The sequence below is a fragment of the Haloprofundus salinisoli genome (assembly GCF_020097815.1).
In the GTDB taxonomy this organism is placed as follows: Archaea; Halobacteriota; Halobacteria; order Halobacteriales; family Haloferacaceae; genus Haloprofundus; species Haloprofundus salinisoli.
Genome location: NZ_CP083663.1, coordinates 1,363,416 through 1,387,453 on the forward strand (window position 1 = coordinate 1,363,416; position 24,038 = coordinate 1,387,453).

A 24,038-nucleotide genomic window follows, 5' to 3' on the forward strand; every position below is an offset into this window, starting at 1 on the left:
CAGCGACGGCTCTAGACGAAGGGGGCGGCGGTTAGATGGCGGCGATGGAACTGTGGCAGGTCGGTGCCCTGTTCGTCAGCATCGCGGTGGCGGGCACGATAGCGACGCGCGTCGGTCTCTCGGTGATTCCGCTGTACGTCGTCGTCGGGATGCTCGTCGGACCGAACGTGCTCGGGCGGTACGCCTCCGAGTTCGCGGTCCCGAGCGGCGACATCGTGACGATACTCGCCGAAATCGGCATCGTGCTGTTGCTGTTCTTTCTCGGCTTGGAGTTCAGTCTCGACCGCCTCTTGGAGGCAAGGCGGCGAATCACCGGTGTGGGGCTGTTAGACCTCGGTGTCAACTTCCCCGTCGGGGTCGGCCTCGGTCTGCTGTTCGGGTGGAGTCTGCTCGAATCCGCCCTCTTAGGCGGCATCGTCTACATCTCCTCCAGCGCCGTCATCACGAAGTCGCTCATCGACCTCGGCTGGATCGCCAACAGCGAGAGCGAGCCGATGCTGGGGACGCTCGTGTTCGAGGATCTGTTTATCGCCATTTATCTCGCCGTCGTCGCGGCGCTCGTCGGCGGCAGCGGCGGCCTCGAAACGGCTCTCACCGACGTCGCCGTCGCCGTCGCGTTTCTGGGCGTCCTACTGGCGGGCGTCTGGTTCGGCGGGCCGCTGTTCGAGCGGCTGTTCGACGCCGATTCCAGCGAGCTGTTCGTGCTCCGCGTGCTGGCGGTGGCGGTGTTCGTCGCCGGTATCGCCCTCGCTATCGGCGTGAGCGAAGCCGTCGCGGCGTTCTTCGTCGGCATGGGCTTCTCCAGCACCGACCACGTCGAGCGCATCGAACGTCTGCTGACGCCCGTCCGCGACATCTTCGCGGCCGTCTTCTTCTTCTACATTGGCCTGGGCACCGACCCGCTGCTCGTGGCGACGACGGTGGGGATTCTGGCGATCGCCGTCGTGGCGACGACGCCGACGAAAATCGTCTCCGGGTTCTTCTCGGGGCGCATCTACGGACTCGACGACCGGCGGTCGCTCCGCGTCGGGTTCGGCATGGTGACACGCGGGGAGTTCTCGCTCATCATCGCCACCGTCGCCGCCACCGGTAACGGGCCGGTGATGACGCAGGTGATTCCGGCGTTCGCCGTCGGCTACGTGCTCGTGATGAGTATCCTCGGGACGGTGCTGATGCAGTACTCGGAGGTGTTCGAGGGCGTACTGCAGCGTCGCCGCTCGGAGACGACGAGCTGAAAATCAGGAGAGTAGTTCCGCCAGCAGCCCGTTCTGGGCGTGCAGGCGATTTTCGGCCTGCTGCCAGACGAGCGAGCGCTCGGATTCGAGCACCTCGTCGGTGATCTCCTCGCCGCGGTGGGCGGGCAGACAGTGCATCACCTTCGCGTCGGCGTCGGCGAGCAGATTTTCGTTCAACTGGAAACCGTCGAACGCCGCCAGTTTCTCCTCGCGCTGGTTCTCCTGACCCATGCTCACCCACACGTCGGTGTAGACGGCGTCCGCGTCGGCGACGGCGGCTTCGGGGTCCGTCGTCGTCTCCGGTTCCCCGCCGAGTTCGGCCGCGCGCTCCAGCACCGAGGCGTCGATGCCGTAGCCGTCGGGCGTCGCCACCGTGAGGTCGATACCCGCGAGCGCACAGCCGAGGACGAACGACTGGGCGACGTTGTTGCCGTCGCCGACCCACGCGACGTCGACGTCGAAGTCGCCGAACGTCTCGCGGATGGTGAGAAGGTCCGCGAGCGTCTGACAGGGGTGGGCGTCGTCGGTGAGACCGTTGACGACTGGGACGGTGGCGTACTCGGCGAGTTCTTCGAGGTCCGCGTGGTCGAACAGGCGCGCCATGATGATGTCGACGTAGCCTGACAGCGCGCGAGCGGTGTCCTTGATGGGTTCGCCGTGGCCGAGGTGGACGTCGTCGGGACCGAGGAAGATGGCGTGGCCGCCGAGTTTCGTCATTCCCGTCTCGAACGACACTCTCGTTCTGGTGCTCGGCTTCTCGAACAGCATCGCCAGCGTCGCCCGCGGGAACTGCGCGTCGTCCTCACCCGCCTTCAGCGCCGCCGCCCGGTCGAGGACGGTCTCGACCTCCGCGGCCGAGAGGTCGTCGATGTCGAGGACGTTCGCCGTCTCCAGTTCGGTCGCGGCGGCCATCACGCCCCACCTCCGAGTTTCTCGGCGACGGTCGTGAGAACCGACACCGACTTCTCGAACTCCGAGAGCGAGAGGTGCTCGTTCGGCGCGTGGTCGAGGTCCGAGTCGCCGGGGCCGTAGGTGACCATCGGACAGTCCCAGACGCCCGCGTAGAGATTCATGTCGCTCGTCCCGGTCTTGCGGAGCAAGCGGGGGTCGCCGCCCGCCTGCCGGATGGCGACGCGGAACGCCCGCGCCACGTCGGTTCGGGGGCTCTCCATTACGGGCGGGATGGGTTCCTGCCAGTGGACGCTCCCGTCGGTGAGTTCACCTTCGGCGACCTCGCGGACGTCCTCGATGGTGAGACTGGGCGGGACGCGGAACTGGACGTCGACAGTCGCTTCGACGGCGAAGCCGTCCTCGGTGGGGCCGCCGGCGAAGGTGATGGGTTTGGTCGTCACCGTGTCGAAGACGCCCTCCGACGCTTCGGCCTCGAAGAACTCCGCGACCCGGGACCACCAGTTCACCGCCGACTGGATGGCGTTGTTCTCCGGTCGGGAGGAGTGGCCGAGTTCGCTCGTACCGACGTACGTCCCCGCGAGGAAGCCGCGGTAGCCGAGCGTGATGCCGTCCCACCCGCTGGGTTCGCCGTTGACGACGGCACCGGGTTCCTCGCGCGTCTCGGCGAGGTGGCGCGCGCCGCGGGAGTCGGTCTCCTCACCGACGACGCCGACGAAACTCACGCCGGTCTCGACGGCCGCCGCCGCCATCGCCGCCAGCGGCCCCGTCGCGTCGACGCTGCCACGGCCCCAGAGCTGTGGGCCGTCGTCGCCGTCTTTCACCTCGACCGGTACCTCCCCGGGAACGGTGTCGATGTGCGACGTGAGGAGCACGGAGTCGTCGGCGAGCGCGCGGACGTTGCCGACCTCGTCGACCCACACCTCGCGGTCGTGGGCCTCGAAGAAGTCGACGAGCACCGCGGCCGCGTCGGCCTCCTCGCCCGAAACGGAGGGTGTGGAGACGAGGTCGTACAGCAGTTGTTTACCCTCGGTGTCGAGCGCGTCGTGGTAGTCGGCCGTCTCGTTCGCGGCGTCCGCACCCTCGAGCGCGTTCATCCGAGCACCTCCGCGAACGCCTCGACGAAGCGGTCGGCGTGTTCCTGCTCGGCGACGAGCGGCGGCAGCAGTCTGACGACCGAGCGCCCGGCCGGAAGCGCGAGAATCTGCTCGGAGAGCGCCAACTCCCTGAGGATACGGTTCGCGCCGCGCTTGACTTCGACGCCGAGCATCAGCCCCTGCCCGCGCACCTCGCGGACGGGGAGGTCGTGCTCCTCGGTCGCGGCTTCGAGCGACTCGACGAGATACGCGCCCACGTCGCCGGCGTGCGTCGGGAGGTCCTCCTCGACCACGACGTCCAGCGTCGCGTTCGCGGCGGCGCAGACGACGGGACCGCCCGAGAACGTCGACCCGTGGTCGCCGCACTCCTCGGCGATCCAGTCGGCGCAGAGCGTCGCGCCGAGCGGGAGACCCGAGGCGATTCCCTTCGCCGTCGTGAGGATGTCGGGCGTGACGCCCGCGCCCTCGCAGGCCCACAGCGACCCGGTGCGGCCGACGCCGGTCTGAATCTCGTCGAAGACGAGCGCCGCGCCCGCCTCCTCGGTCGCCTCGCGGGCTGCCCGTAGGTACTCCGTGTCGGCGGGGTGGACGCCACCCTCGCCCTGGACGGGTTCGAGGAACACCGCTGCCGTCTCGTCGTCGACGGCTTCCGCGAGTTCCTCAGCGTCACCGTAGGAGACGAACTCGACGCCCCCCGCAAGGGGCTCGAACGGCTTCTTGTACTGCTGTTTCCACGTCATCGCCAGCGCGCCGAGGGTGCGGCCGTGGAAGCCGCGCTTGGTGGCGACGATCTTCGACCGTCCGGTGGCGCTACGGGCGAACTTCATCGCCGCCTCGTTGGCCTCGGTGCCGGAGTTACAGAGCCAGACGTTCGAGATGTCGCCGGGCGCGAGCGTCGCCAGTTTCTCGTACAGTTTGGTGCGCGCGGCGACGGGGTACGAGCCCTGCACGTAGAGCAGTTCGCCCGCCTGCTTCTGGACCGCTTCGACGACCTTCGGGTGGCAGTGCCCCGTCGCGGCGACGGCGTAGCTCGCGCCGAAGTCCAAGTATTCAGTCCCGTCCTCGGCGTAGAGGGACATCCCCTCGCCCGACCGAATCTGGATGGGTTTCTCCGAGAAGACGAAGCCGCTCACTGCGACTCACCTCCGGGCACCGCGTCCGCGGTGTCGAGGCCGGGAGCGTCCTCGCCGAGCGCGCCGCGAGTGATGCGCGTCCCCGCGCCGTTGAGCGCCGCGACGATGGGGTCGTTGACGTTCGCGTCGGAGACGATAACGGCCGACGCGCCGCCGGTTAGCGCTTCCTTGGCCGCCATCACCTTCTTCGTCATGAACCCCTCGGCCGCCGAATCGACTGCCGCGAGCTCCTCGGGCGTCGCCGCCGAGTCGATGAGCGTCGCCTCGTCGTCGGGGTCCTCGTAGACGCCTGAGACGTCGGTCAGGACGACGAGTTCGGCACCGAGCGCACCCGCGACGGCCGCGGCCGCGCGGTCGGCGTCGGCGTTGACGGGCGTGACGGAGCCGTCTTGCTCCTCGCCGAGCATCGGGACCGTGACGACGGGCGTGTAGCCGTCCGAGAGCAGCGTTTCGAGGAGTTGGGAGTTGACCGACTCGATCTTTCCGGAGTGGTCGCCGCGCTTGATCTTCTTCTTGCCGTCCTCGACGACGCGGACGGCCGACTTGCGCTTTCCAGTGAGGAGCCCGCCGTCGACGCCCGAGAGGCCCATGGCGTCGACGCCAGCGTTACGCAGCGTCGCCGTCAGGTCGGTGTTGAGTTTCCCGGGCATCACCATCGAGAACACCTCCATCGCGCGCTCGTCGGTGAAGCGGCCGACGACGCCCGACGGCGTCTCGACGTAGGTCGGCTCTTCGCCGAGCGCTTCGAGGGTGTCGTCGACGGCCGTCGACCCGCCGTGGACGACGACGACGTCTCTGCCGTTGGCGACGAGGTGCGCCACGTCACCCACCGCACCCGCGGGGTCGACGGCTTTCGCGCCGCCGACTTTGACGACGACCGGCGGTTCCCGGCTCCCGCTCCCGTCGTCTCGCGGCGACGAGGTTCCTCCGTCCGTGTACAGTTGGTCGTCGTCTGTGCCGCAGTCGTTGTCGACGAGCCGCTCGTGGGCCGCGAGCAGGTCGTCGCGCGTGTAGGTGCTCTGTGTCATCGGTGTGTCTCGTAGTTCGGTTCCGTCTCGTTCTCAGGGCGAGCCGACCGGGTGCAGGCCGGTGAACTCCAGTCCGGCGGTTTCGTCGAGTCCGAGCGCGACGTTCGCCGCGTGGACCGCCTGCCCGGCGGAGCCTTTCATCATATTGTCGATGGCCGAGAAGACGACGAGGCGCTTGTTCGAGGCGTCGACCTCGAAGCCGACCTCGCCGAAGTTCGTCCCGGCGACGGCCTTCGGTTCGGGGTAGCGGTAGACGCCGCCGCCGCCGGCGACCATCCGCATGAACGGTTCGTCCTCGTAGCTCTCGCGGTACGCCCCCCAGAGGTCGCCCTTCGTGACGGGCGAGTCGGGGAAGACGTGACACGTCGCCGACGCCCCGCGCACCATATCCACCGCGTGGACGGTGAACGACACCGAGAGACCGAGGAACTGCTCGATTTCGGCCTCGTGGCGGTGTCCGGTCGGCGCGTACGGGCGGACGACGCCCGAGCGCTCGGCGTGCGAGGAGGCTTTGCCGGCCGACGCGCCACCCTCCGACGACCCGACTTTCACGTCGACGACGACCTGCTCGTCGCCGTCGAGTACGTCGGCGTCGAACAGCGGCTTCAGGCCGAGAATCGTCGCCGTCGCGTTGCAGCCACCGGCGGCGATGAGATCCGCGCCGGGCAGTTGGTCGCGCGTCAGCTCGGGCAGCGCGTAGACGGATTTCTCCAGGTACTCGGGCGCGACGTGGCCGTCGTACCACTCGTCGTACTGCTCTTCCGTCTGGAGGCGGAAGTCCGCCGAGAGGTCGACGACGGTGTCCGCGGCGTCCCGAAAGCTGTCGATGTGTTCCATCGAGACGCCGTGGGGCGTCGCCGCGAACAGTACGTCGACCGATTCGAGGTCCTCGGGCGAACTGAAGCGCAGGTCCAGTTCCCGCAGGTTGGGATGAACCGAGCCGACGGTCTTGCGGTCGTACTGGCGGCTGGTCGCCTGCGCGACCTCGAACTCGGGGTGGCCCGCGAGCAGACGGAGCAGTTCGCCACCCGTGAAGCCGGAGCCGCCGACGACGGCCGCGCTCAGGCTCACGCGACCGCCTCCGCGGCCGTCTTCTCGGCCGCTTTCGCCTCCAGCCAGTCGACAACGGCGGCCGGAACGTCGACGTCGGACGCCTCGTTCAGCGCCTTGAACTCGACGGTGTGGTTCACCTCGTGGACGGTGTAGCTCTCGCCCGTCTCCATCAGGTCGACGCCGAGCAGCCCGCCGCCGACGGCGTCGCTGGCTTTCTGAACGAGTTCGAGCGCTTCGTCGTCCCACTCGAAGTTCTCAGTGACGCCGCCTTTCGCGGCGTTGGTGAGCCAGTGCTCGGAGGTGCGAGTCATCGCGGCGACGGGTTCGCCGTCGGTCGCCACCACGCGGATGTCGCGGCCGGGCTTCTCGACGAACTCCTGGACGTAGAACACCTTGTGCTCGTAGTGGCCCAAGGTGGCTTTGTGCTCTAGAATCGCTTCGGCGGCGCTTCTGGAGTCGATCTTCGCCATCAGGCGACCCCACGACCCGACGACGGGTTTGAGGACGCAGGGGTAGCCGAACGCCTCGATGGCCTCCATCGCGCTCTCCTTCGTGAACGCGACTTTCGTCTCGGGGGTGGGGACGCCCGCCTCCGCGAGCGCGAGGCTGTTTTTCGCCTTGTCGGCGCAGATTTCGGCCGTCTCGGGACTGTTGACGACGGGCACGCCGTAGCTCTCGATGAAGCGTGTCGCGTACAGCGAACGCGAGGTGGCGAGACAGCGGTCGACGACGATATCGAGGTCGTCGACGGGCGCGGTCGTGTCGTGGAGTCCGAACTGGTGCTTGCGGACGTCGATCTTGGTGACGTCGTGGCCGCGCTCGCGAAGCTCCGAGAGGAGGAGCTTCTCGTCCCTGCGGATTCGGGAGTACAGCATTCCTATTTTCACGCGAGCCACCCCCGATGGCGAGTGTGAGCTCGCCGGATCTGTGATTCGGCGTTGTTCACGGTTACTCCCCCCAGTCCTCTTCGAGCTCGGGGGCTCGTTCGAGGACCGGCGGGTTGACGTCGATGACTTCGAGCTCCGCACCGCAGGTGCCGCAGTCGATTATCTCTCCGGTTTCGAGGTCGTCGGCGAGGTCCAGCGTGGTCCCGCACTCGGCGCATTCTGCTTCGGTCATGGTGTATCCACTTCTTGTGGGTTACCCACCTTAAATGCAGCGAAACTGTTTGTGAAAATTAATGACGGAGTCGCCGCTAAGCGAGTCCAGAGCGTTCGTAGCCGCCGTTTTGGAATTCAGTGTCGAGATTCCGAGTGTTGTTGTCCCCCGAAGGGGACGGCGGCGGGAGCGGAGCGCCCGCGAGCCCTCGGGTTCGGACCGGCTTCGGGAGCGGTCGCGGTTCCGGTCGCGGTCGTCGCGGGAATCTCGGAAGGCGTGGAAGCCGCGGAGCCGGGGCTCGCGGTCGTCGGAGTCCTCGGAGTCGTCGCAGGCGTTCAGACATAGCTCGTTACCTCCGCGCGGAGTCTCTCGTCGGCTTCGGCCAGCGCGTCGCGGCACGCGGCGACGGAGTGAGCGTCCGCGTCGAAACGGGTTTCGGCCTCGTCGAGTTGGGTCTCGACCGCCGACGCCGCGGGTCCGCCGAGCGAGTCGCGAGTGGCGACGCTCTCGGCGGGGTCGAGGGCGGCTTCGACGGTCTCGCGGTTCACGCGGGTCCAGAGGGACTCCCCTAACACCGCTTCTGCGGCCGCGTCAAGTTTTGCAGCAGTAGTTGCCGCATCGTCCTCGTCGTCGATTCCCTCGGCCGCGGCGGCGACGATCTCGTGCGCCGTGCGGAACGGCATCCCCGTCGCCGCCAGCGCGTCGGCGACGCCCGTCGCCGTCGAGAAGCCGTCGCCCGCGTCCGCCGCCAGTTCGTCCGCGTTCCACGTCGCGGTGGCGATCGCGCCCGCCGCGACGTCCGTCGCGTTGACGACGGCGTCGACGGCGCGGAACGCGTGCGGGTGCGCCAACTGCAGGTCGCGGTTGTACGCGCGGGGGAGGCCCTTGAGGTTGGTCAGAAGCCCGGTGAGACCGCCGACGGCGTCGCCCGCGGTGCCGCGGACGAGTTCGAGCGTGTCGGGGTTCTTCTTCTGGGGCATGATGGAGGAGGTCGAGGAGTAGTCGTCCGAGAGGTCGACGTACCGCTTGTTGGCGAAGATGATGAGGTCCTCCGCGAGCCCCGAGATGGTCGTCGCGTGCGTCGCGAGCGCGCCGAGCGTCTCCGCGAGGAAGTCCCGCGACGACGAGGCGTCCATCGAGTTGCCGAGCACGGCGGCGAAGCCGAGCAGGGCGGCGGTGCGCTCGCGGTCGATGTCGAACGGCGTGCCCGCGAACGCCGCGCCGCCCAAGGGAGAGCGATTGATACGGCCGTACGCGTCGAGCATCCGTGCGGTGTCGCGGGCGACCGCCGCCTCGTACGACAGCAGGTAATGGGCGACGGTGATGGGCTGGGCGGGTTGCAGGTGCGTGTAACCCGGCATCACCGTCTCGGTGTGCTCGGCCGCGGTTTCGCGGAGCGCCTCGCGGAGCGCGAGCGTCCCTTCGACGGCGTCGAGGACGTCCTCGCGCAGGCGGTAGCGGATGCAGGTCGCCACCTCGTCGTTGCGACTGCGGGCGGTGTGCATCTTTCCGCCGTCTTCGCCGACGTGCTGAATGACGGCGGCTTCGATGGCCTCGTGGACGTCTTCGCCGCCGGGGAGGTCGGCGTGACCCGCGTCCTCGACGGCGTCGAGCGCCGCGAGGATGTCGGCGGCGTCTTCGTCATCGACGATGCCTTGCTCGGCGAGCATTACGACGTGCGCGCGGTCGACAGCGAGGTCGGCGTCGAAGATGCGCTCGTCGGCCGCGAGGCTGGAGAGGAAGTCGCGGGCGGGGCCGCCGCTGAAGCGGTCGCGGCGGATGACGTCGCCTACGGACTCCTCGCTCATGGATTATTCGTCCTCTTCGCTCTCGGACCCGCCGTCGCTGTACTGCGCTTGCGACGAGGGTCCGGTCGATTCGCTCCCGGACCCACCGTCGGCGGCGAGTTCGGGTTTCTCGACGTTCTCCGCCACTTCGTTGGCGAGGCGCGACTGGAAACCGTGGTACTTGGCGACGCCCGTCGCGTCGCCCTGCTCGATGCCGTCGACCGTCTCGGTGTTGAACGAGGCGGCCGACTCGGAGTAAACCGCAAATTGGCTCTCGCGGGCGACCGGGCGGGCTTGGCCACCCTGGAGTTTGACCGTCACCGTGCCGGTTACGGTTCCTTGGCTCTGGTCGATGTAAGCGTTCAGCGACTCCATCAGCGGCGCGTCGACGAGGCCCTCGTAGCCCTTCTGGGCCCACTCGTTGTCGACTGTCGTCTTGAAGTCGCGCTCCTCCTTGGTGAGGACGAGCTGTTCGAGCGCCTCGTGGGCGGTGAGCAGCACCGTCGCTGCGGGGTGTTCGTAGTTCTCGCGCACCTTCAGACCGAGCATGCGGTCTTCCATCATGTCGGTGCGACCGACGCCGTACGCGCCCGCGAGGTCGTTGAGATGTTCGATGAGCGCCAGCGGCTCCATCTCCGCGCCGTCGACGGCGACCGGATAGCCGTTCTCGAACTCGATTTCGACGAGTTCCGTCTCGCTCCCGGGCGCGTCGGTCCACTCGTAGATCTCCTCCGGCGGGACGTAGCCGGGGTCTTCGAGTTGGCCGCCCTCGATGGAGCGGCTCCAGAGGTTGGTGTCGATGGACCAGACGCCCTCGTTGCCGCCCTCGACGGGCAGTTCCTTCTCGGCGGCGTACTCCATCTCCCACTCGCGGGTGAGACCGAGTTCGCGCACGGGGGCGATGACTTCGAGGTCGGAGGCGCGCCAGACCGCCTCGAAGCGCAGTTGGTCGTTTCCTTTGCCGGTGCAGCCGTGGGCGATACCCTCGCAGCCGTGCTCCTTCGCCACGTCGAGGATGGCCTCGGCGATGACCGGGCGCGCGAGCGCCGTCCCGAGGGGGTAGCCCTGGTACGTCGCATTCGCGCGGACGGAGTCGAGGCACTGTTCGGCGAACTCGGCTCGCGCGTCGACGATGTAGTGTTCGAGGTCCAACGCCTCGGCCGTCTCCTCGGCCTCCTCGAACTCCTCTTCCGGCTGTCCGACGTCGACCGTGACGCCGATTACATCGTCGTACCCGTACTCCTCTTCGAGGAGCGGGACGCAGACTGTCGTGTCGAGTCCGCCGCTAAACGCGAGTGCCACGCGTGTCATTACACCATCGTCGGAGAGTCACGGTATTAAATTCTGCGCTTTAGAGTTTGGAATAAAAAGAGATACTGGAAGCTACGCGGCCGAAAATGGAGAATCTGCACTTGGGAGTTGAAGCAAAGTGCGACGACGAGGAGGTGAAGTAGAGTAGGGCCTAAAGGCCCGGTCGCGGCGCTCGCACGGCTCGGACGGGGGCGACCGGTCCGGCGCGGCGAGTGCGCGTCATTACTGAGACTCTTGTAGAGGGACGTTATTAAACGCTTTCGGGCCGGCAAGCGTTGCGGTTCGAATCCGGGGTGGCTGAGACAGTGAGAGGAGGGGTAGCGCCGTAAAATTCGAGAATCGGGCGTGAAGATAACGTCTCCGAGTCGAAGACTGCTGTCGTGGTCGTCTCTCGAACCCCTCCAGCCGCATCAACCCCTCTCGGGCCGGTACCTGTCATCGACCCGCTACGTAGTCCGAGCCTTTTAACTCGGTGACGCGCAAGCGGGGAGTAGTGGCTGAGACGAACGGACACATGCGGTTCTTCCCGTACGAGGAGCCCTACCCCAACCAACGAGCGGCGATGGACGGCATCGCCAACGCGTTCGCGCGCGAACAAGACGTTCTCATCGAGGGCGCACCCGGTACGGGAAAGACGCTCTCGGCGCTCGTCCCCGCGCTGGAGTTCGCCCGCGAGAACGACAAGACGGTCGTCATCACGACGAACGTCCACCAGCAGATGCGCCAGTTCGTCGAGGACGCCCGCGCCATCACCCGCACCGAGCCGATTCGGGCGGTAGTGTTCCGCGGGAAGGCGTCGATGTGCCACATCGACGTCGGGTACGAGGAGTGTCAGAGCCTCCGAGACACCACTCGGTCGGTCGTCGAGAAGGAGGAGGACAAACAGCAGCTCGAACGCCGCCAAGAGCAGTTGCTCGAACAGAGCCGCGGTGGCGACTCCGGGGCGGCGGAGGCGCGAAGCGCCGTCATGGACGAGCTCGACCAGATCGGCGACGAACTGGAGGACCTCCGCGAGACGAACGTCTGCGAACACTACTACAACAACCTCGTGAAGGACACCGGCGAGTTCTTCTCGTGGCTGTTCGACGACGTGCGCACGCCCGACGACGTGTACGAGTACGCCGACGAACACCAGCTCTGTGGCTACGAACTTCTCAAGGAGGGGATGGAGGGCGTCGATCTCGTCGTCTGCAACTACCACCACCTGCTCGACCCGATGATCCGCGAGCAGTTCTTCCGGTGGTTGGACCGCGACCCCAGCGACGTCATCACCGTCTTCGACGAGGCGCACAACATCGAGGGCGCGGCGCGCGACCACGCCAGCCGAACGCTCACCGAGAACACCATCGAGAGCGCGCTCCACGAGTTAGAAGAGAGCGACGACTCCCGGAGCGACTCCGCCGCGAACGTCTTCGAAGCCTTCCTCGGCGCGCTCCGCCGAACGTACGACGAGAGCTTCGGCTTCGGCGAGCGCGAGCAAGTGGGCGAGAACTGGTCCGACGTCGGCATCGCCAACCCGGACCGCCGCGACGACCTGACGCTCGAATTTCTGCAGAGCTACGAGGGCCGCGGCATCGACGTGGAGGTGGAACTCGCCCTTCAGCTCGGAAAGTCGCTCGACGAACAGTACGAACAGGCGTACAAAGACGGCGAGACGACGAGCCGGAAAGAGTGTCAGACCTTACAGGCGGCGGCGTTTCTCTCGTCGTGGATGGAGGACGGAACCAAACTCGGCCAGCATCCGATGGTGTCGGTCCGCCGCGACGGCGGCACCGACGAGATCTACGGCCGCGCGGAACTGTACACCTGCATTCCCCGGCAGGTGACCGAGTCGCTGTTCGAGGAGGTCCACGCGAGCGTCCTCATGAGCGCGACGCTCCGCCCCTTCGACGTCACCGAGGACGTCCTCGGTATCGAGAACGCCGTCACGCTCGCCTACGGGATGGAGTACCCAGACGAGAACCGGCGAACGTTCGCGGTGCAGACGCCCGCGCTGTTCGCAAAGGAGCGAAACGAGGAGTCGACGCAGGAGACCATCGCAGGAGTCCTCTCGGACGCGATTCGCTTCACCCCCGGCAACACGCTCGTCTTCTTCCCCTCCTACGCCGAGGCCCAGCGCTACTACGAGATGCTCGGCGGGAGCGGCCTCGGCGGCGCGTCGCTGGGCTCGCTCATGCTCGACGAGGCGGGCACGCGCACCGAGGACCTCCGCCAGCGGTTCGTGTCGAGCGAGAACGCGACGCTGTTCACCTCGCTGTGGGGGACGCTCGCCGAAGGCGTGAGCTTCGACGGCGACGACGCCCGGACCGTGCTCGTCGTCGGCGTCCCCTACCCGCATCTCTCCGAACGGATGGAGGCGGTGCAGGACGCCTACGACCGCGCGTACGCCGACAGAGGGAGAGACCCCGGCTGGCGCTACGCCGTCGAGATTCCGACGATTCGCAAGACGCGACAGGCGCTCGGCCGGGTCATCCGCTCGCCGGAGGATTTCGGCGTGCGCGCGCTCGTCGACAAACGCTACACCTCCGCGAGCGACACGATGGGCAAGTACGGCGTCCGCGACACGTTCCCGCCGGAGGAGCGGCGGGAACTCATCGACGTCGGCCCCGAGAAACTGAAGTTCGCGATGCTGAACTTCTACGCCGGCCACGACGCCTACGACGGCGAGCCACCGAGCCCCTAAGCCACCGATTCCGGCCGACAGAGCGCTCCAGAAGCGAATTCGGGCCAACGCTTATCCGCACTCCATCCGAAGCCGAGATATGCGAGCGCGACCCCCGGGTCCCCGCGGTGTCCCGCTGTTCGGCAGTAGTCAGCAGTACGCGAGAGACCCCTTCAGTTTCCTCACCGCCTGCGCCGACGCCTACGGCGACGTGGTCCGCTTCGACCTCGGGCCGCTGGAGACGTACATGCTCACCAACCCCGGGGACATCGAGACGGTGCTTGTGAGCGAAGCCGAGAGATACCGAAAACCTCGGTTTCAGGACGACGCCATCGGCGACCTGCTCGGCGAGGGCTTACTCCTGAGCGAGGGCGAGACATGGCGCGAACAGCGCGAGTTGGCCCAACCGGCGTTCAACATGCATCGCATCGCCTCGCTCGACGAGACGATGACCGACTACACCGAGGCGATGCTCGACGAGTGGCGCGACGGCGAGACGTTCGACGCCCAGATAGAGATGGCGCGGCTGACGGTGAAAATCATCGTCGAGGCGATGTTCGGGTCGACGGCGGGCGACGAGCGCGTCCAGCGGGTACAGGAACACCTCGAACCGCTCGGCGCGCGTTTCGAACCGGACCCGCGGCGTTTCCTCATCCCCGACTGGGCACCGACCCGCGAGAACCGCGAGTACCGCGGGGCCATCGAGGTGCTCGAATCCATCATCGACGACATCGTCGGCGACCGCCGCGGGACCGAGAACGACCCCTCGCGGATGGACCTCCTCTCGATTCTCATGCGCGCGCAGGCGCGCGGCAAGCAGACCGACCAGCAGCTGCGCGACGAGATGATGACGATGCTGTTGGCGGGCCACGACACCACCGCGCTGACGCTCACGTACACGTGGTATCTGCTCTCGCAGCATCCCGAAGTAGAGGAGAAGGTCCACGCCGAACTCGACGAGCTACTCGGCGGCGATGCGCCGACCGCGCGGGACGCCCGGAGACTGCGATACACAGAACAGGTACTGCAGGAAACGATGCGCCTCTACCCGCCGGTGTACACGCTGTTCCGCGAGCCGCTCGTGGACGTGAAGCTCGGCGGCTACAGAGTCCCGGAAGGGTCGGCGGTGATGCTGCCGCAGTGGGCCGTCCACCGCTCGTCGAGATACTACGACGACCCGCTGGAGTTCGACCCCGACCGCTGGACGCCCGTCGAGCGCTCGAAGCGCCCGCGGCTCTCGTACTTCCCGTTCGGGGCCGGCCCGCGCCACTGCATCGGCAAGCAGTTCTCGATGCTCGAAGCCAAACTCATTCTCGGCACCGTCGCCCAGAAGTACTCGCTGGAGTACGTCGGCGAGGACGACCCGCTCACGCTTCGCGGGTCGCTGACGATGCATCCGCGGAACCCGATGGAGATGCGACTGCACGCGCGAGAGAACTAAAGCGGGGCCGGAGTTACCCCCGAAGCGGAATCGTTCCGACGACTTCTCTGTACTCCGCACTCCAGACGTCGAGTTCGGAGACGGTCCACGCCACCGGGTCGAACTCGGCGTCGCGGAGCGCGTCGACGGCGGACGGAGAACCGCCGCGAGCGAGCGTCACGTGTGGGACGTAGTCGTCGCCTTCGAGTCCCTCGATTTCGCCGAATCTATCGACGAGTCTGTCGTGAAGCGCCAGGAGGCCGGAACTGTCGACGGCAAGGTAGACGACGGGGCCGTCGCCGCGGGTCGGTCGTTCGAACGTATCGACGCCCGCGATTCGCGCCTCGAACGTCGGTTCGTTCGCCAGCGGGAGACGAAGCGCCTCGCGGAGGCGGTCGTACGGCTGGTTCTCGAAGCGTTTGACGACGAGCGTGTGGCGGTTCCGTACCGTATCGAACGCGGTCAACTGCGGGTAGAGTTCGTCGGCCAAGCGCTCGACGGTCCCCGGGACGGGAACGTTGAGGCTGTAGCTCACGTCAGACCCACCCCGCCGCCGAGAGCGACACGTGCCAGTCGGTAGTGGGGTCGGGGCCGGACACCGACTCGCCGACGACGCAGAGGCCGTTCACCGACTGGACGCCGCCGAACCGACCGCGCCAGCCGATTCGGTAGCTGTCGCGTCCGTTTCCGCCGTCCGTGACGTCGGCGACGCGGGGCCGAAGCCGACCGTCGCGGAGCGGGAAGTCGACGCCGAACACCGCGCCCCCGTCGCTCTCGCCCGCCGTCGCAACCGACACCGCCTGCGGACCGCTCACCCGTGCGGTCGGCGCGGAGTCGAACAGGTCGGCGGCGGAATCGAGGTCGACTCCCACCTCGAAGCTCGTGAGTGCGATACCGATGGAGCGGCCGACTGCGTCGAGCCACACCGAGTCGGTCAGCGGTCTGGCCGCGCACCAGAGCCAGTAGGCGACGTGGCGACGGCCGTCGGTGTCGAAGCGCCGGAGGCCGTAACGGGCGACGGCGGCGTCGGCGACGGCGTACTCGTCGCCGTCGAGGGCGGCCCGAAGCGAGAGCCGTCGCGCGTTCTCGAAATCCGCCTCGGTCGGGGAGGGAGGCTCGTCGGTGCCCCAAACACCGCTGTCGCCGTATCGACGGGCCATCTGGGAGACGTAGCCGGCGAACGCGCGCTCGCCGAGAACTCCCGAGTCGGCCGCGAGCGAGGTCGACTCGCTCGCGGTGGCGACGACGACCGGCGGCGCACGACCGAGACAGCCGACCGTCGCGACGCCGAGCGCTCCCGCCGCGCCGACGCGGCGGAGAAACGTCCGGCGCGAGCTGGTCGGTGTCGTCATCGGCACCGACTACGTGCGGGAGTACAAAAATCCGTCAGGTGCGCGTGCGGGACGGGTGGGTCGGCGCACGTCGGGGGGTCGGCGTACGTCGAGAGGTCGACGACTTCAAAGCCGGTCGAAGAACCAGAGCACGATGAGCGTCACGACGATGAGACCCAGCAACGGCTGCAATGGACCGAGCAGACCACCGACGATGCCGAGTGCGGTCTCGACGATTTCGAGTACTAACCAGACGACGACGAGAACCAAGACGACTTTCAGGAGGTCCTCGACGTCGAGTTTCGCGCGGCTTCGACTCATGCGCGGACGTGACTGTCCGGTACGCAAAAATGCACCGGCGACGTCTCGATTCGTCGGAAAACGATAGACGTTTGCCACAATCTGCAGTGGAAGCGAAGGGGTCGAGCGCGAGAGGGGTGAATCACGAGTGACACTTATCCCTGGTCGCTCGCTAGAGAGCGTATGGCAAGCCCTTTCCGCGAACTCGGGCGCGCTACGGCGAGAGGCGTCCCCAAGCAACTGTGGACCGCCCTCTTTCTCGTCGTCGCCGCGTCGGTGGCGCTCACGCTCGTCCCCATCACGCCGGCGACTATCGTCGGCTTGCTCGTGTGCTCACTGGCCGTCGCAACGCTGGTCAGCGCCGTCGAAATCGTCCTAGCGTACGAGAAACGCGCACTGACGGTGTTCGGCGAGTACCGCAAACTGCTCGAACCCGGCCTCAACCTCGTGCCGCCGTTCGTCTCGCGGGCGCATCGCTTCGACATGCGGACCCAGACGCTCGACGTTCCCCGACAGGAGGCCATCACGGAGGACAACTCGCCCGTCACGGCCGACGCCGTCGTCTACATCCGCGTGATGGACGCCAAGAAAGCCTTCTTGGAGGTCGAAGATTACGTCACCGCCACCTCGAACCTCGCGCAGACGACGCTGCGCGCCGTGCTCGGCGATATGGAACTCGACGAGACGCTGTCGCGGCGTGCCGAGATCAACGCGCGGATCCGCGAGGAGCTCGACGAGCCAACCGACGAGTGGGGCATCCGCGTCGAATCGGTCGAAGTCCGGGAGGTGAAACCCAGCAGGGACGTCGAGGCCGCGATGGAGCAACAGACCGCCGCCGAGCGTCGCCGCCGCGCGATGATTCTCGAAGCCCAAGGTGAACGGCGCAGCGCCGTCGAACGGGCGGAAGGCGAGAAGCAGTCGAACATCATCCGCGCGCAGGGTGAGAAACAGAGCCAGATTCTCGAAGCGCAGGGCGAGGCCGTCTCGACGGTGTTGCGGGCCCGCGCGGCCGAATCGATGGGCGAACGCGCCATCATCGACAAGGGGATGGAGACGCTGTCGGAGATCGGTGCGGGTCCGTCGACGACGTTCGTGCTCCCGCAGGAGCTCACCTCGCTCGTCGGCCGCTACGGCAAGCAGTTGTCGGGCAGCGACGTGCGCGAGTCGACCCCGCAGCTCGACTCGCAGTCGTTCGACGCGGAGACGCGCGAGATGCTCGGTCTCAACGACATCGAGGAGATTCTCGACGACATCGGCAACGGCGACCGCGAGCAGATCGTCGAGGTCGTCCCCGAGGAGACCGAGCGGAACTGAGCGCGGTCAGCGCACGCGTCTCGGTTACCAGTCGAGCGACCCGCCGGACTGGTACTCGGTCACCTGCGTCTCGAAGAAGTTCTTCTCCTTGTTGAGGTCGACCTGTTCGGACATCCACGGGAACGGGTTTTCGGTGCCGAACTCGGCGTCCATCCGGAGTTGGCCGAGGCGGCGGTCGGCGACGTACTCGACGTACTCGGCGAACTGCTCGGCGCTCATCCCGAACAGATCGGGGGGACACGCCTCCTCCGCGTATATCTGCTCCAGTTCGACCGCTTCCACGACGAGCTCTCGAATCTCGGCATCGAAGGCGTCGGTCCAGACGCCGGGGTTCTCGTCGCGGACCGTGTTGATGAGGTCGACGCCGAAGTTGAGGTGCAAGGATTCGTCGCGCATGATGTACTCGAACTGCTCGCCGACGCCGACCATCTTTCCCTGCCGTTTGAGCGCGAGCATCATCGCAAAGCCCGCGTAGAAGAAGATGCCCTCCATGATGACGTAGAAGCCGACGAGGTCGCGGAGGAACGCCCGGAGGTCGTCGTCCGTCTCGATGGTGAACCCGGGGTCGTCGACGGCGCGCGTCAGGTCGACGACAAACTCGTCTTTCTCCTCGATGCTCGGGACGCGGTCGTACATTCCGTAGAGGTACTCGGGGTCGAAGCCGAGGCTGTCGCAGCAGTAGATGAACGTGTCCGTGTGGATGGCCTCCTCGTACGCCTGCCGCAGGAGGTACTGGCGGCACTCGGGCGCGGTGACGTAGTCGTAGACGGCGAGGACTATGTTGTTCGCCGTCAGCGACTCGGCCGTCGAGAAGAAGCCGAGGTTCCACTCGACCAGTCGTCGTTCCGCGTCGGTGAGTTCGTCGCCGGTCCACTGGGAGACGTCGTCCTGCATAGGAACCTCCTCGGGCACCCAGTTGTTGGCGACGCCCGCCTTGTAGTACTCGCGGGCCCAGTCGTACTCGATGGGCAGTATCTTGTTCGGGTCGTGCTGGCTGTCGTCGTTGAGTATCGGCATCGGTGGTTGTGTGCTGGAGAGCGATTAGCGGGCGTTACTGGCAGGCGTCGCAGGTCGGGTCCTCGACGCTCGGGAGGTCGCAGGCGTCGCCGGACTCCCACTCGTCGTCGGAGTGGCCGGCGTCGTCGCCGTCTGCGGTGGCGTCGCTACCCTCGGAACCGCCGCGCAACTGCGTGTCGTCGTACTCGGCCATGTCGAGCGTCGATTTCTCTATCTGGCTCGCGCCGAGCGTCCGCAGGTAGTAGGTCGTCTTCAGGCCGAGTTTCCAGGCGGTCCGGTAGACGTCGTCGAGCAGCGTCCCGTCCGTCGAGGGGAAGAAGACGTTGTGCGACTGGCTCTGGTCGACCCAGACGGCGCGCTGCGCCGACAGCCGAAGTTGGTGCCGCGGGTCGATTTCGAAGGCGCTGCGATGGAGCTCGCGCAGCGACTCGGGGATGGCGTCTATCTCCTGAATCGAGCCGTCGTGGTACTTGATGCGGTCGAGTAGTTCGGGACCCCACAGGTCGCGCTCCTTCAGCTGCTCGACGAGCGTCTCGTTGACGACGGTGAACTCGCCGGACATGTTCGACTTCACGTAGAGGTTCGAGTAGCGCGGTTCGATGGAGGGCGTCGTCCCGGCGATGGTCGAGATGGTCGCCGTCGGCGCGACGGCCATCGTGTTCGAGTTGCGCATCCCGTGGTCGGCGACGTGCCCGCGGACGGCCTCCCAGTCGAGCGTCTCGGAGACGTCGACGGGTATCTCGCGGCCGCGCTCCTCCTCCAGGAGTTCGACCGTGTCCTGCGGGAACAGCCCGCGGTCCCACTTCGACCCCTCGTAGCTGTCGTACGTGCCGCGCTCGCGGGCGAGCCGGGAGGAGCCGAGAATTGCGTGGTAGGCGACGAACTCCATCGCCTCGTCGGCGAAGGAGACGGCCTCCTCGGCGGCCATCGGGACGCCGCAGTCGACGAGCGCCTCGTGGAAGCCCATCACGCCGAGGCCGACCGGACGGTGACGGAGGTTCGAGCGCTCCGCCGCGTCGGTCGGGTAGAAGTTCAGGTCGACGACGTTGTCGAGCATCCGTATCGCCGTGTCGACGGTGTCGGCGAGACGCTCGCGGTTCAGTCTCTCGCCGTCGACGTGCCGCGCGAGATTCACGGAGCCGAGGTTGCAGACGGCCGTCTCGTCGTCGGAGGTGTTGAGCGTGATCTCGGTGCAGAGGTTCGAGGAGTTGACGACGCCCGCGTGGTCTTGCGGCGACCGGACGTTGCAGGGGTCTTTGAACGTCAGCCACGGGTGACCCGTCTCGAACAGGCGGGTGAGCATCGTCCGCCAGAGGTCGGCGGCGTCGACGCGCTCGTACTGTCGGAGTTCGCCCGCGTCGGCTTTCTTCTCGTACTCGCGGTACAGCTCCTCGAACTCCCGACCGTACGTGCCGTGGAGTTCGGGCACCTCGTCGGGCGAGAAGAGCGTCCACCGCTCGTCGGCTTCGACGCGCTTCACGAACAGGTCCGGAATCCACGCCGCCGTGTTCATGTCGTGGGTGCGGCGGCGCTCATCGCCGGTGTTGCGTCGGAGGTCGACGAACGCCGGGAAATCCATGTGCCAGCACTCGAGGTAGGCGCAGGCCGCGCCGCGGCGCTTCCCCGAGCGGTTGATGGCCGCGGTGACGTCGTTCGAAATCTTCAGGAACGGGACGACGCCCGTCGACTCGACGCCCGTCGACTCGATGAGCGCGCCGGTCGCGCGGACGTCGGTCCAGTCGTTGCCGAGGCCGCCGGACCACTTCGAGAGCTTCGCGTGCTCGCCGTAGGCGTCGAAGATGTCGTCTAAGTCGTCGTCGACGGTGGTGAGATAACAGGAGGAGAGCTGCGGATGGGTCGTCCCGGCGTGAAACAGCGTCGGCGTCGAGTGGACGAACCGCAGCGTCGACAGCAGTTCGTAGAACTCCTTGGCGCGCTCGGTGCGCTCCTCGGGGAGTTCGCGGAGCGCGACGCCCATGGCGACGCGCATCCAGAACGACTGCGGCAGTTCGAGGCGCTCGCCCTCGTTCGTCCGCAGGAAGTAGCGTTTTTCGAGCGTCTCCATCGCCATGTAGCCGAACGCCTCGTCGCGGTCGGGGACGAGCGTGTCGGCGAGTTCGTCGAGGTCGTAGGCGAGCATGCGCTCGTCGAGCAGGTCTTCGGCGACGCCGCGTTCGATTCCTTCGCGGAACGACTCGCGGTAGGCGGCGTCAAGGTCGTCGCCCTGCAGGTCGTCGCCGAGCAGTCGGCGGTGGTAGCGGCGGCGGAACACGTCGGCCGCCGCGGCGTCGAACGCCGGGTCGCGCTCGGTGCGGGCGGTCAACACGTCGATGATGGCTTCGTACAGTTCGTCGACGGATGCACCGTCGTACAGTTTTCGCTCGGTGGCGTCGGCGAGACCGTCGACGTCACCGATGGCGTCGCGGCCGCGGCAGGCGTCCACGAGCACTGAGCGAGCGGTCTCTGCGTGTGTGTCGGTGGTCTGGCTCATGTCTGAGATGGTGTGAGTTCGACCCCGGCGGTCGCGTCGCTGGACGGCGTCGCGACTCGTCGGGGAAACGGCCGAGAGCGCCCGTGTCGGCACCGTCGGCGCGGTCGAACCGTGTACCGCGTGATGACCGACGGGAGCGGCATAAGTGTTTCCAACAGAGCTTTCAGTAGTACAAATTCGGTTGTTTTTCGGTGAGTTACCGAGGTCGTGTCAGCGGCCCCGAATAACGGATTTCCGCGTTGGCGTGCTACTGTGACACATGGGAGTGAGACCAGCGATACCCGACGATATCCCGGCGATACAGCGCGTCGCCCGACAGTCGTGGGAGGCGACGTACCGCGACATCCTCGGGACGGAGACGGTCGAAGAAACGGTCTCGGAGTGGTACTCCGACGAGACGCTTTCCGATGCGCTCGACAAGCCGGGCACGGCGTTTCTGGTCGCCGAGGAAGATGGTGAGATAGTCGGCTTCTGTCACGGCGTTGTCGAAGCCGAACAGGGCGACATCGTCCGTCTCTACGTCGACCCCGACCACTGGCGCGACGGCATCGGGTCGGCGCTGTACGAGCGCCTCCGCTCGGACCTCGAAGATTTCAACATGCACCGACTGGAGGCCATCGTCCTCGCGGACAACGAGATGGGCAACGAGTTCTACCGCCACCTCGGCTTCGAACAGACGGGAGAAGGAGAGGTCACGATGGGCGGCGAGAGCTACCGGGAGAACGTCTATCGGAAGGAGCTCTCGGCGGCGTAGTCGCCGCCGGAACTCGAAACCGAGGGTGGCTCAGAACTCGGGGTCGACTTCGGGGGCGATACCGTCGTCCGGACGGTCGAGGTCGAACGTCCGGCGGAGCTCCTGAATCCGGTCGCGGATGTCCGCGGCGAGTTCGAATTCGAGGTTGCTCGCGGCCTCGTCCATCCGGTCTTCGAGCAGTTCGACCTTCCGAGCGGCGTCGTCGGCGTCCTCGACGTCGTCGACGGAGGTGCCGGAGGTGTCGGTGTCGCTTCCCGGGAGGTTGGTCTCGCCGACCTCCTTCTGGATGGTCTCGGGCGTGTAGCCGTGCTCCTCGTTGAACTCGGTCTGAATCTCGCGGCGGCGCTGGGTCTCTCCGATGGCGGCTTCCATCGAGTTCGTCATCTTGTCGGCGTAGAGCACGACCTCGCCGTTGACGTTGCGGGCGGCGCGACCCATCGTCTGGACGAGCGTCGTCTCCGAGCGCAAGAAGCCCTCCTGGTCGGCGTCGAGGATGGCGACGAGCGACACTTCGGGGATGTCGAGGCCCTCCCGCAGGAGGTTGATGCCGACGAGCACGTCGATGTTCCCGAGTCGTAGGTCGCGGATGAGCTCGTGACGTTCGAGCGTGTCGGTCTCGTCGTGCATGTAGGCGACGTCGACGCCCGCCTCTTCGAGATACTCGGTGAGGTCCTCGGCCATCCGCTTCGTGAGCGTCGTCACGAGCACGCGTTCTTCCCGCTCGATGCGGTCGTCGATGCGGTCCATCAGGTCGTCGACCTGTCCCGTCGCCTCGGTCACCTCGACCTTCGGGTCGACGAGGTGCGTGGGGCGAACGATCTGTTCGACGATCTGCTCGGACTGTTCGCGCTCGTAGTCGCTCGGCGTCGCCGAGACGAACAGGAGCTTCGAGGTCTTCTCTTCGAACTCCTCGAACGTCAGCGGGCGGTTGTCGTAGGCGGTCGGCAGGCGGAAGCCGTTGCCGACGAGCGAGTCCTTTCTGGATTTGTCGCCCGCGAACTGGCCCTTGATCTGCGGGAGCGTGACGTGGGACTCGTCGACGACGCAGAGGAAGTCGTCGGGGAAGTAGTCCAAGAGCGTGTACGGCGCTTCGCCCGACTCGCGGTCGGACATATGTACCGAGTAGTTCTCGATGCCCGAGCAGTAGCCGGTCTCCCGTAACATTTCGAGGTCGAACGTGGTTCGCTCCTCGATGCGCTGGGCGGCGACCAGATCGCCGTTTCGCTCGAAGTAGCGGACCCGTTGCCCCATCAGCTCCTCTATCTCTCGAGTAGCGCGTTCGAGGCGGCCCTCCGGGATGGAGTAGTGCTCCGCCGGGTGAAAGAGGACCGCGGGTTCCTGGGAGACGACCTCGCCCTGCAAGGTGTCGATTTTCATCATCCGGTCGACCTCGTCGCCCCAGAACTCCACGCGGACGGCGTAGCGGCCGTACATCGGAAACACCTCGACGGTGTCGCCGCGCACGCGGAAGGTGCCCTGCGAGAAGTCGACGTCGTTTCGCTCGTAGTTGAGGTCGACGAGGCGCTTCAGCAGTTCGTCGCGGTCGATCTCCTGGCCGACCTCCAGCTCTAAGGCCATCTCCTTGTAGTTTCGCGGGTCACCCAGGCCGTAGATGGCCGAGACGGAGGCGACGACGATGACGTCGTCGCGGGTGAGAAGCGACCGGGTCGCCGAGTGGCGGAGGCGGTCTATCTCCTCGTTGATGGACATGTCCTTGTCAATGTACGTGTCGGTCTGTTCGAGGTACGCCTCCGGTTGGTAGTAGTCGTAGTAGGAGACGAAGTACTCGACGGCGTTGTCCGGGAAGAGATTCCGGAACTCCTCGTACAACTGGGCGGCGAGCGTCTTGTTGTGCGCGAGGACGAGCGTCGGCTGCTGGACCTCCTCGATGGTCCACGAGACGGTGTTGGTCTTCCCGCTGCCCGTCACGCCGAGCAGCGTCTGTTTCTGCATCCCCTCGGCGTAGCCGGCGGCTAACTGCTCGATGGCCTCCGGTTGGTCGCCTGCGGGGTCGAACGGCGCGTCGACGCGGAACCGACGGTCGGCCTCCGGCCGGTCGGGCGACAGCGGTCCGGAGTCGGTGTCACTCATCGAGCGA

Annotated in this window: 20 protein-coding genes; 5 read left to right on the top strand and 15 right to left on the bottom strand. The window is 66.7% G+C overall.

The genetic code is table 11. From position 1 onward, the window contains the following. Positions 1-35 precede the first annotated feature (35 nt). Positions 36-1,235: a cation:proton antiporter gene (locus LAQ73_RS07310; protein ID WP_224270572.1), complete on the top strand. Its 1,200-nt coding sequence runs from the start codon at positions 36-38 to the stop codon at positions 1,233-1,235. A 3-nt stretch (positions 1,236-1,238) separates the two neighbouring features. On the opposite strand, the gene argF is transcribed toward LAQ73_RS07310, so the two are convergent. The 9 genes from argF to LAQ73_RS07355 form a co-directional block, all read right to left on the bottom strand. Beyond that, positions 1,239-2,147 carry an ornithine carbamoyltransferase gene (argF, locus tag LAQ73_RS07315; protein WP_224270573.1) on the bottom strand — a complete coding sequence of 303 codons (909 nt, stop codon included), beginning with the start codon at positions 2,145-2,147 and terminating at the stop codon, positions 1,239-1,241. Beyond that, positions 2,147-3,241 carry a [LysW]-lysine hydrolase gene (locus LAQ73_RS07320; protein WP_224270574.1) on the bottom strand — a complete coding sequence of 365 codons (1,095 nt, stop codon included), beginning with the start codon at positions 3,239-3,241 and terminating at the stop codon, positions 2,147-2,149. Before LAQ73_RS07320 ends, argF begins: the two co-directional genes overlap by 1 nt. Then, positions 3,238-4,374 (bottom strand): aspartate aminotransferase family protein, encoded by a 1,137-nt coding sequence (locus LAQ73_RS07325; RefSeq protein WP_224270575.1) that lies wholly within the window; start codon positions 4,372-4,374, stop codon positions 3,238-3,240. Before LAQ73_RS07325 ends, LAQ73_RS07320 begins: the two co-directional genes overlap by 4 nt. Then, the gene (locus tag LAQ73_RS07330) at positions 4,371-5,402 is read right to left on the bottom strand and encodes an acetylglutamate/acetylaminoadipate kinase (protein ID WP_224270576.1); all 1,032 of its coding nucleotides are present in this window, start codon (positions 5,400-5,402) and stop codon (positions 4,371-4,373) included. Before LAQ73_RS07330 ends, LAQ73_RS07325 begins: the two co-directional genes overlap by 4 nt. 33 nt (positions 5,403-5,435) lie before the next feature. Next, positions 5,436-6,473: an N-acetyl-gamma-glutamyl-phosphate reductase gene (gene argC, locus LAQ73_RS07335; RefSeq protein WP_224270577.1), complete on the bottom strand. Its 1,038-nt coding sequence runs from the start codon at positions 6,471-6,473 to the stop codon at positions 5,436-5,438. After that, entirely contained in the window at positions 6,470-7,342 is an 873-nt protein-coding gene (gene lysX / locus LAQ73_RS07340; RefSeq protein ID WP_224270578.1) for a lysine biosynthesis protein LysX, read from the bottom strand. Before lysX ends, argC begins: the two co-directional genes overlap by 4 nt. Positions 7,343-7,403: 61 nt before the next feature. Further along, positions 7,404-7,574, bottom strand: coding sequence for a lysine biosynthesis protein LysW (gene lysW / locus LAQ73_RS07345; protein ID WP_224270579.1), 171 nt, complete (start codon positions 7,572-7,574; stop codon positions 7,404-7,406). A gap of 314 nt (positions 7,575-7,888) precedes the next feature. Then, entirely contained in the window at positions 7,889-9,361 is a 1,473-nt protein-coding gene (gene argH / locus LAQ73_RS07350; RefSeq protein WP_224270580.1) for an argininosuccinate lyase, read from the bottom strand. A gap of 3 nt (positions 9,362-9,364) precedes the next feature. Next, the gene (locus LAQ73_RS07355; RefSeq protein WP_224270581.1) at positions 9,365-10,651 is read right to left on the bottom strand and encodes an argininosuccinate synthase; all 1,287 of its coding nucleotides are present in this window, start codon (positions 10,649-10,651) and stop codon (positions 9,365-9,367) included. A 514-nt stretch (positions 10,652-11,165) separates the two neighbouring features. Here LAQ73_RS07355 and LAQ73_RS07360 point away from each other — a divergent pair. Both LAQ73_RS07360 and LAQ73_RS07365 read left to right on the top strand, forming a co-directional pair. Then, positions 11,166-13,334, top strand: a complete 2,169-nt coding sequence (locus tag LAQ73_RS07360) for an ATP-dependent DNA helicase (RefSeq protein WP_224270733.1) — start codon at positions 11,166-11,168, stop codon at positions 13,332-13,334. A gap of 79 nt (positions 13,335-13,413) precedes the next feature. Then, entirely contained in the window at positions 13,414-14,754 is a 1,341-nt protein-coding gene (locus LAQ73_RS07365) for a cytochrome P450 (protein ID WP_224270582.1), read from the top strand. Positions 14,755-14,767: 13 nt separating this feature from the next. Here the strand turns inward: LAQ73_RS07365 and LAQ73_RS07370 are convergent, their stop codons facing one another. The 3 genes from LAQ73_RS07370 to LAQ73_RS07380 all read right to left on the bottom strand — a co-directional run bounded on the left by LAQ73_RS07370 (position 14,768) and on the right by LAQ73_RS07380 (position 16,385). Continuing rightward, the gene (locus LAQ73_RS07370; protein ID WP_224270583.1) at positions 14,768-15,268 is read right to left on the bottom strand and encodes a 2'-5' RNA ligase family protein; all 501 of its coding nucleotides are present in this window, start codon (positions 15,266-15,268) and stop codon (positions 14,768-14,770) included. Between the two features lies 1 nt (position 15,269). Beyond that, a complete protein-coding gene (locus LAQ73_RS07375) occupies positions 15,270-16,085 on the bottom strand; it encodes a twin-arginine translocation signal domain-containing protein (RefSeq protein WP_224270584.1) in 816 nt (271 codons plus the stop codon). A gap of 105 nt (positions 16,086-16,190) precedes the next feature. Then, entirely contained in the window at positions 16,191-16,385 is a 195-nt protein-coding gene (locus LAQ73_RS07380) for a DUF7554 family protein (protein ID WP_224270585.1), read from the bottom strand. 162 nt (positions 16,386-16,547) lie between these two features. Here LAQ73_RS07380 and LAQ73_RS07385 point away from each other — a divergent pair, with 162 nt between their 5' ends. Next, positions 16,548-17,678, top strand: coding sequence for an SPFH domain-containing protein (locus LAQ73_RS07385; protein ID WP_224270586.1), 1,131 nt, complete (start codon positions 16,548-16,550; stop codon positions 17,676-17,678). 24 nt (positions 17,679-17,702) lie between these two features. Here LAQ73_RS07385 and LAQ73_RS07390 read toward each other — a convergent pair whose 3' ends face one another. Continuing rightward, positions 17,703-18,695, bottom strand: a complete 993-nt coding sequence (locus tag LAQ73_RS07390; protein WP_224270587.1) for a ribonucleotide-diphosphate reductase subunit beta — start codon at positions 18,693-18,695, stop codon at positions 17,703-17,705. A gap of 34 nt (positions 18,696-18,729) precedes the next feature. After that, a complete protein-coding gene (locus LAQ73_RS07395; RefSeq protein WP_425601123.1) occupies positions 18,730-21,186 on the bottom strand; it encodes a ribonucleoside-diphosphate reductase subunit alpha in 2,457 nt (818 codons plus the stop codon). Between the two features lie 259 nt (positions 21,187-21,445). Here LAQ73_RS07395 and LAQ73_RS07400 point away from each other — a divergent pair, with 259 nt between their 5' ends. Further along, positions 21,446-21,940 (top strand): GNAT family N-acetyltransferase, encoded by a 495-nt coding sequence (locus LAQ73_RS07400; RefSeq protein WP_224270588.1) that lies wholly within the window; start codon positions 21,446-21,448, stop codon positions 21,938-21,940. Between the two features lie 30 nt (positions 21,941-21,970). On the opposite strand, the gene uvrB is transcribed toward LAQ73_RS07400, so the two are convergent. Beyond that, positions 21,971-24,031 carry an excinuclease ABC subunit UvrB gene (uvrB, locus tag LAQ73_RS07405; RefSeq protein WP_224270589.1) on the bottom strand — a complete coding sequence of 687 codons (2,061 nt, stop codon included), beginning with the start codon at positions 24,029-24,031 and terminating at the stop codon, positions 21,971-21,973. Positions 24,032-24,038 lie beyond the last annotated feature (7 nt).

Coding starts and splice junctions, on each gene's coding strand:
- LAQ73_RS07310 (WP_224270572.1), top strand. CDS start 36: ATGGCGGCGATGGAACTGTGGCAGGTCGGTGCCCTGTTCGTCAGCATC.
- argF (WP_224270573.1), bottom strand. CDS start 2,147: ATGGCCGCCGCGACCGAACTGGAGACGGCGAACGTCCTCGACATCGAC.
- LAQ73_RS07320 (WP_224270574.1), bottom strand. CDS start 3,241: ATGAACGCGCTCGAGGGTGCGGACGCCGCGAACGAGACGGCCGACTAC.
- LAQ73_RS07330 (WP_224270576.1), bottom strand. CDS start 5,402: ATGACACAGAGCACCTACACGCGCGACGACCTGCTCGCGGCCCACGAG.
- lysW (WP_224270579.1), bottom strand. CDS start 7,574: ATGACCGAAGCAGAATGCGCCGAGTGCGGGACCACGCTGGACCTCGCC.
- argH (WP_224270580.1), bottom strand. CDS start 9,361: ATGAGCGAGGAGTCCGTAGGCGACGTCATCCGCCGCGACCGCTTCAGC.
- LAQ73_RS07355 (WP_224270581.1), bottom strand. CDS start 10,651: ATGACACGCGTGGCACTCGCGTTTAGCGGCGGACTCGACACGACAGTC.
- LAQ73_RS07360 (WP_224270733.1), top strand. CDS start 11,166: ATGCGGTTCTTCCCGTACGAGGAGCCCTACCCCAACCAACGAGCGGCG.
- LAQ73_RS07365 (WP_224270582.1), top strand. CDS start 13,414: ATGCGAGCGCGACCCCCGGGTCCCCGCGGTGTCCCGCTGTTCGGCAGT.
- LAQ73_RS07375 (WP_224270584.1), bottom strand. CDS start 16,085: ATGACGACACCGACCAGCTCGCGCCGGACGTTTCTCCGCCGCGTCGGC.
- LAQ73_RS07380 (WP_224270585.1), bottom strand. CDS start 16,385: ATGAGTCGAAGCCGCGCGAAACTCGACGTCGAGGACCTCCTGAAAGTC.
- LAQ73_RS07385 (WP_224270586.1), top strand. CDS start 16,548: ATGGCAAGCCCTTTCCGCGAACTCGGGCGCGCTACGGCGAGAGGCGTC.
- LAQ73_RS07390 (WP_224270587.1), bottom strand. CDS start 18,695: ATGCCGATACTCAACGACGACAGCCAGCACGACCCGAACAAGATACTG.
- LAQ73_RS07395 (WP_425601123.1), bottom strand. CDS start 21,186: ATGAGCCAGACCACCGACACACACGCAGAGACCGCTCGCTCAGTGCTC.
- LAQ73_RS07400 (WP_224270588.1), top strand. CDS start 21,446: ATGGGAGTGAGACCAGCGATACCCGACGATATCCCGGCGATACAGCGC.
- uvrB (WP_224270589.1), bottom strand. CDS start 24,031: ATGAGTGACACCGACTCCGGACCGCTGTCGCCCGACCGGCCGGAGGCC.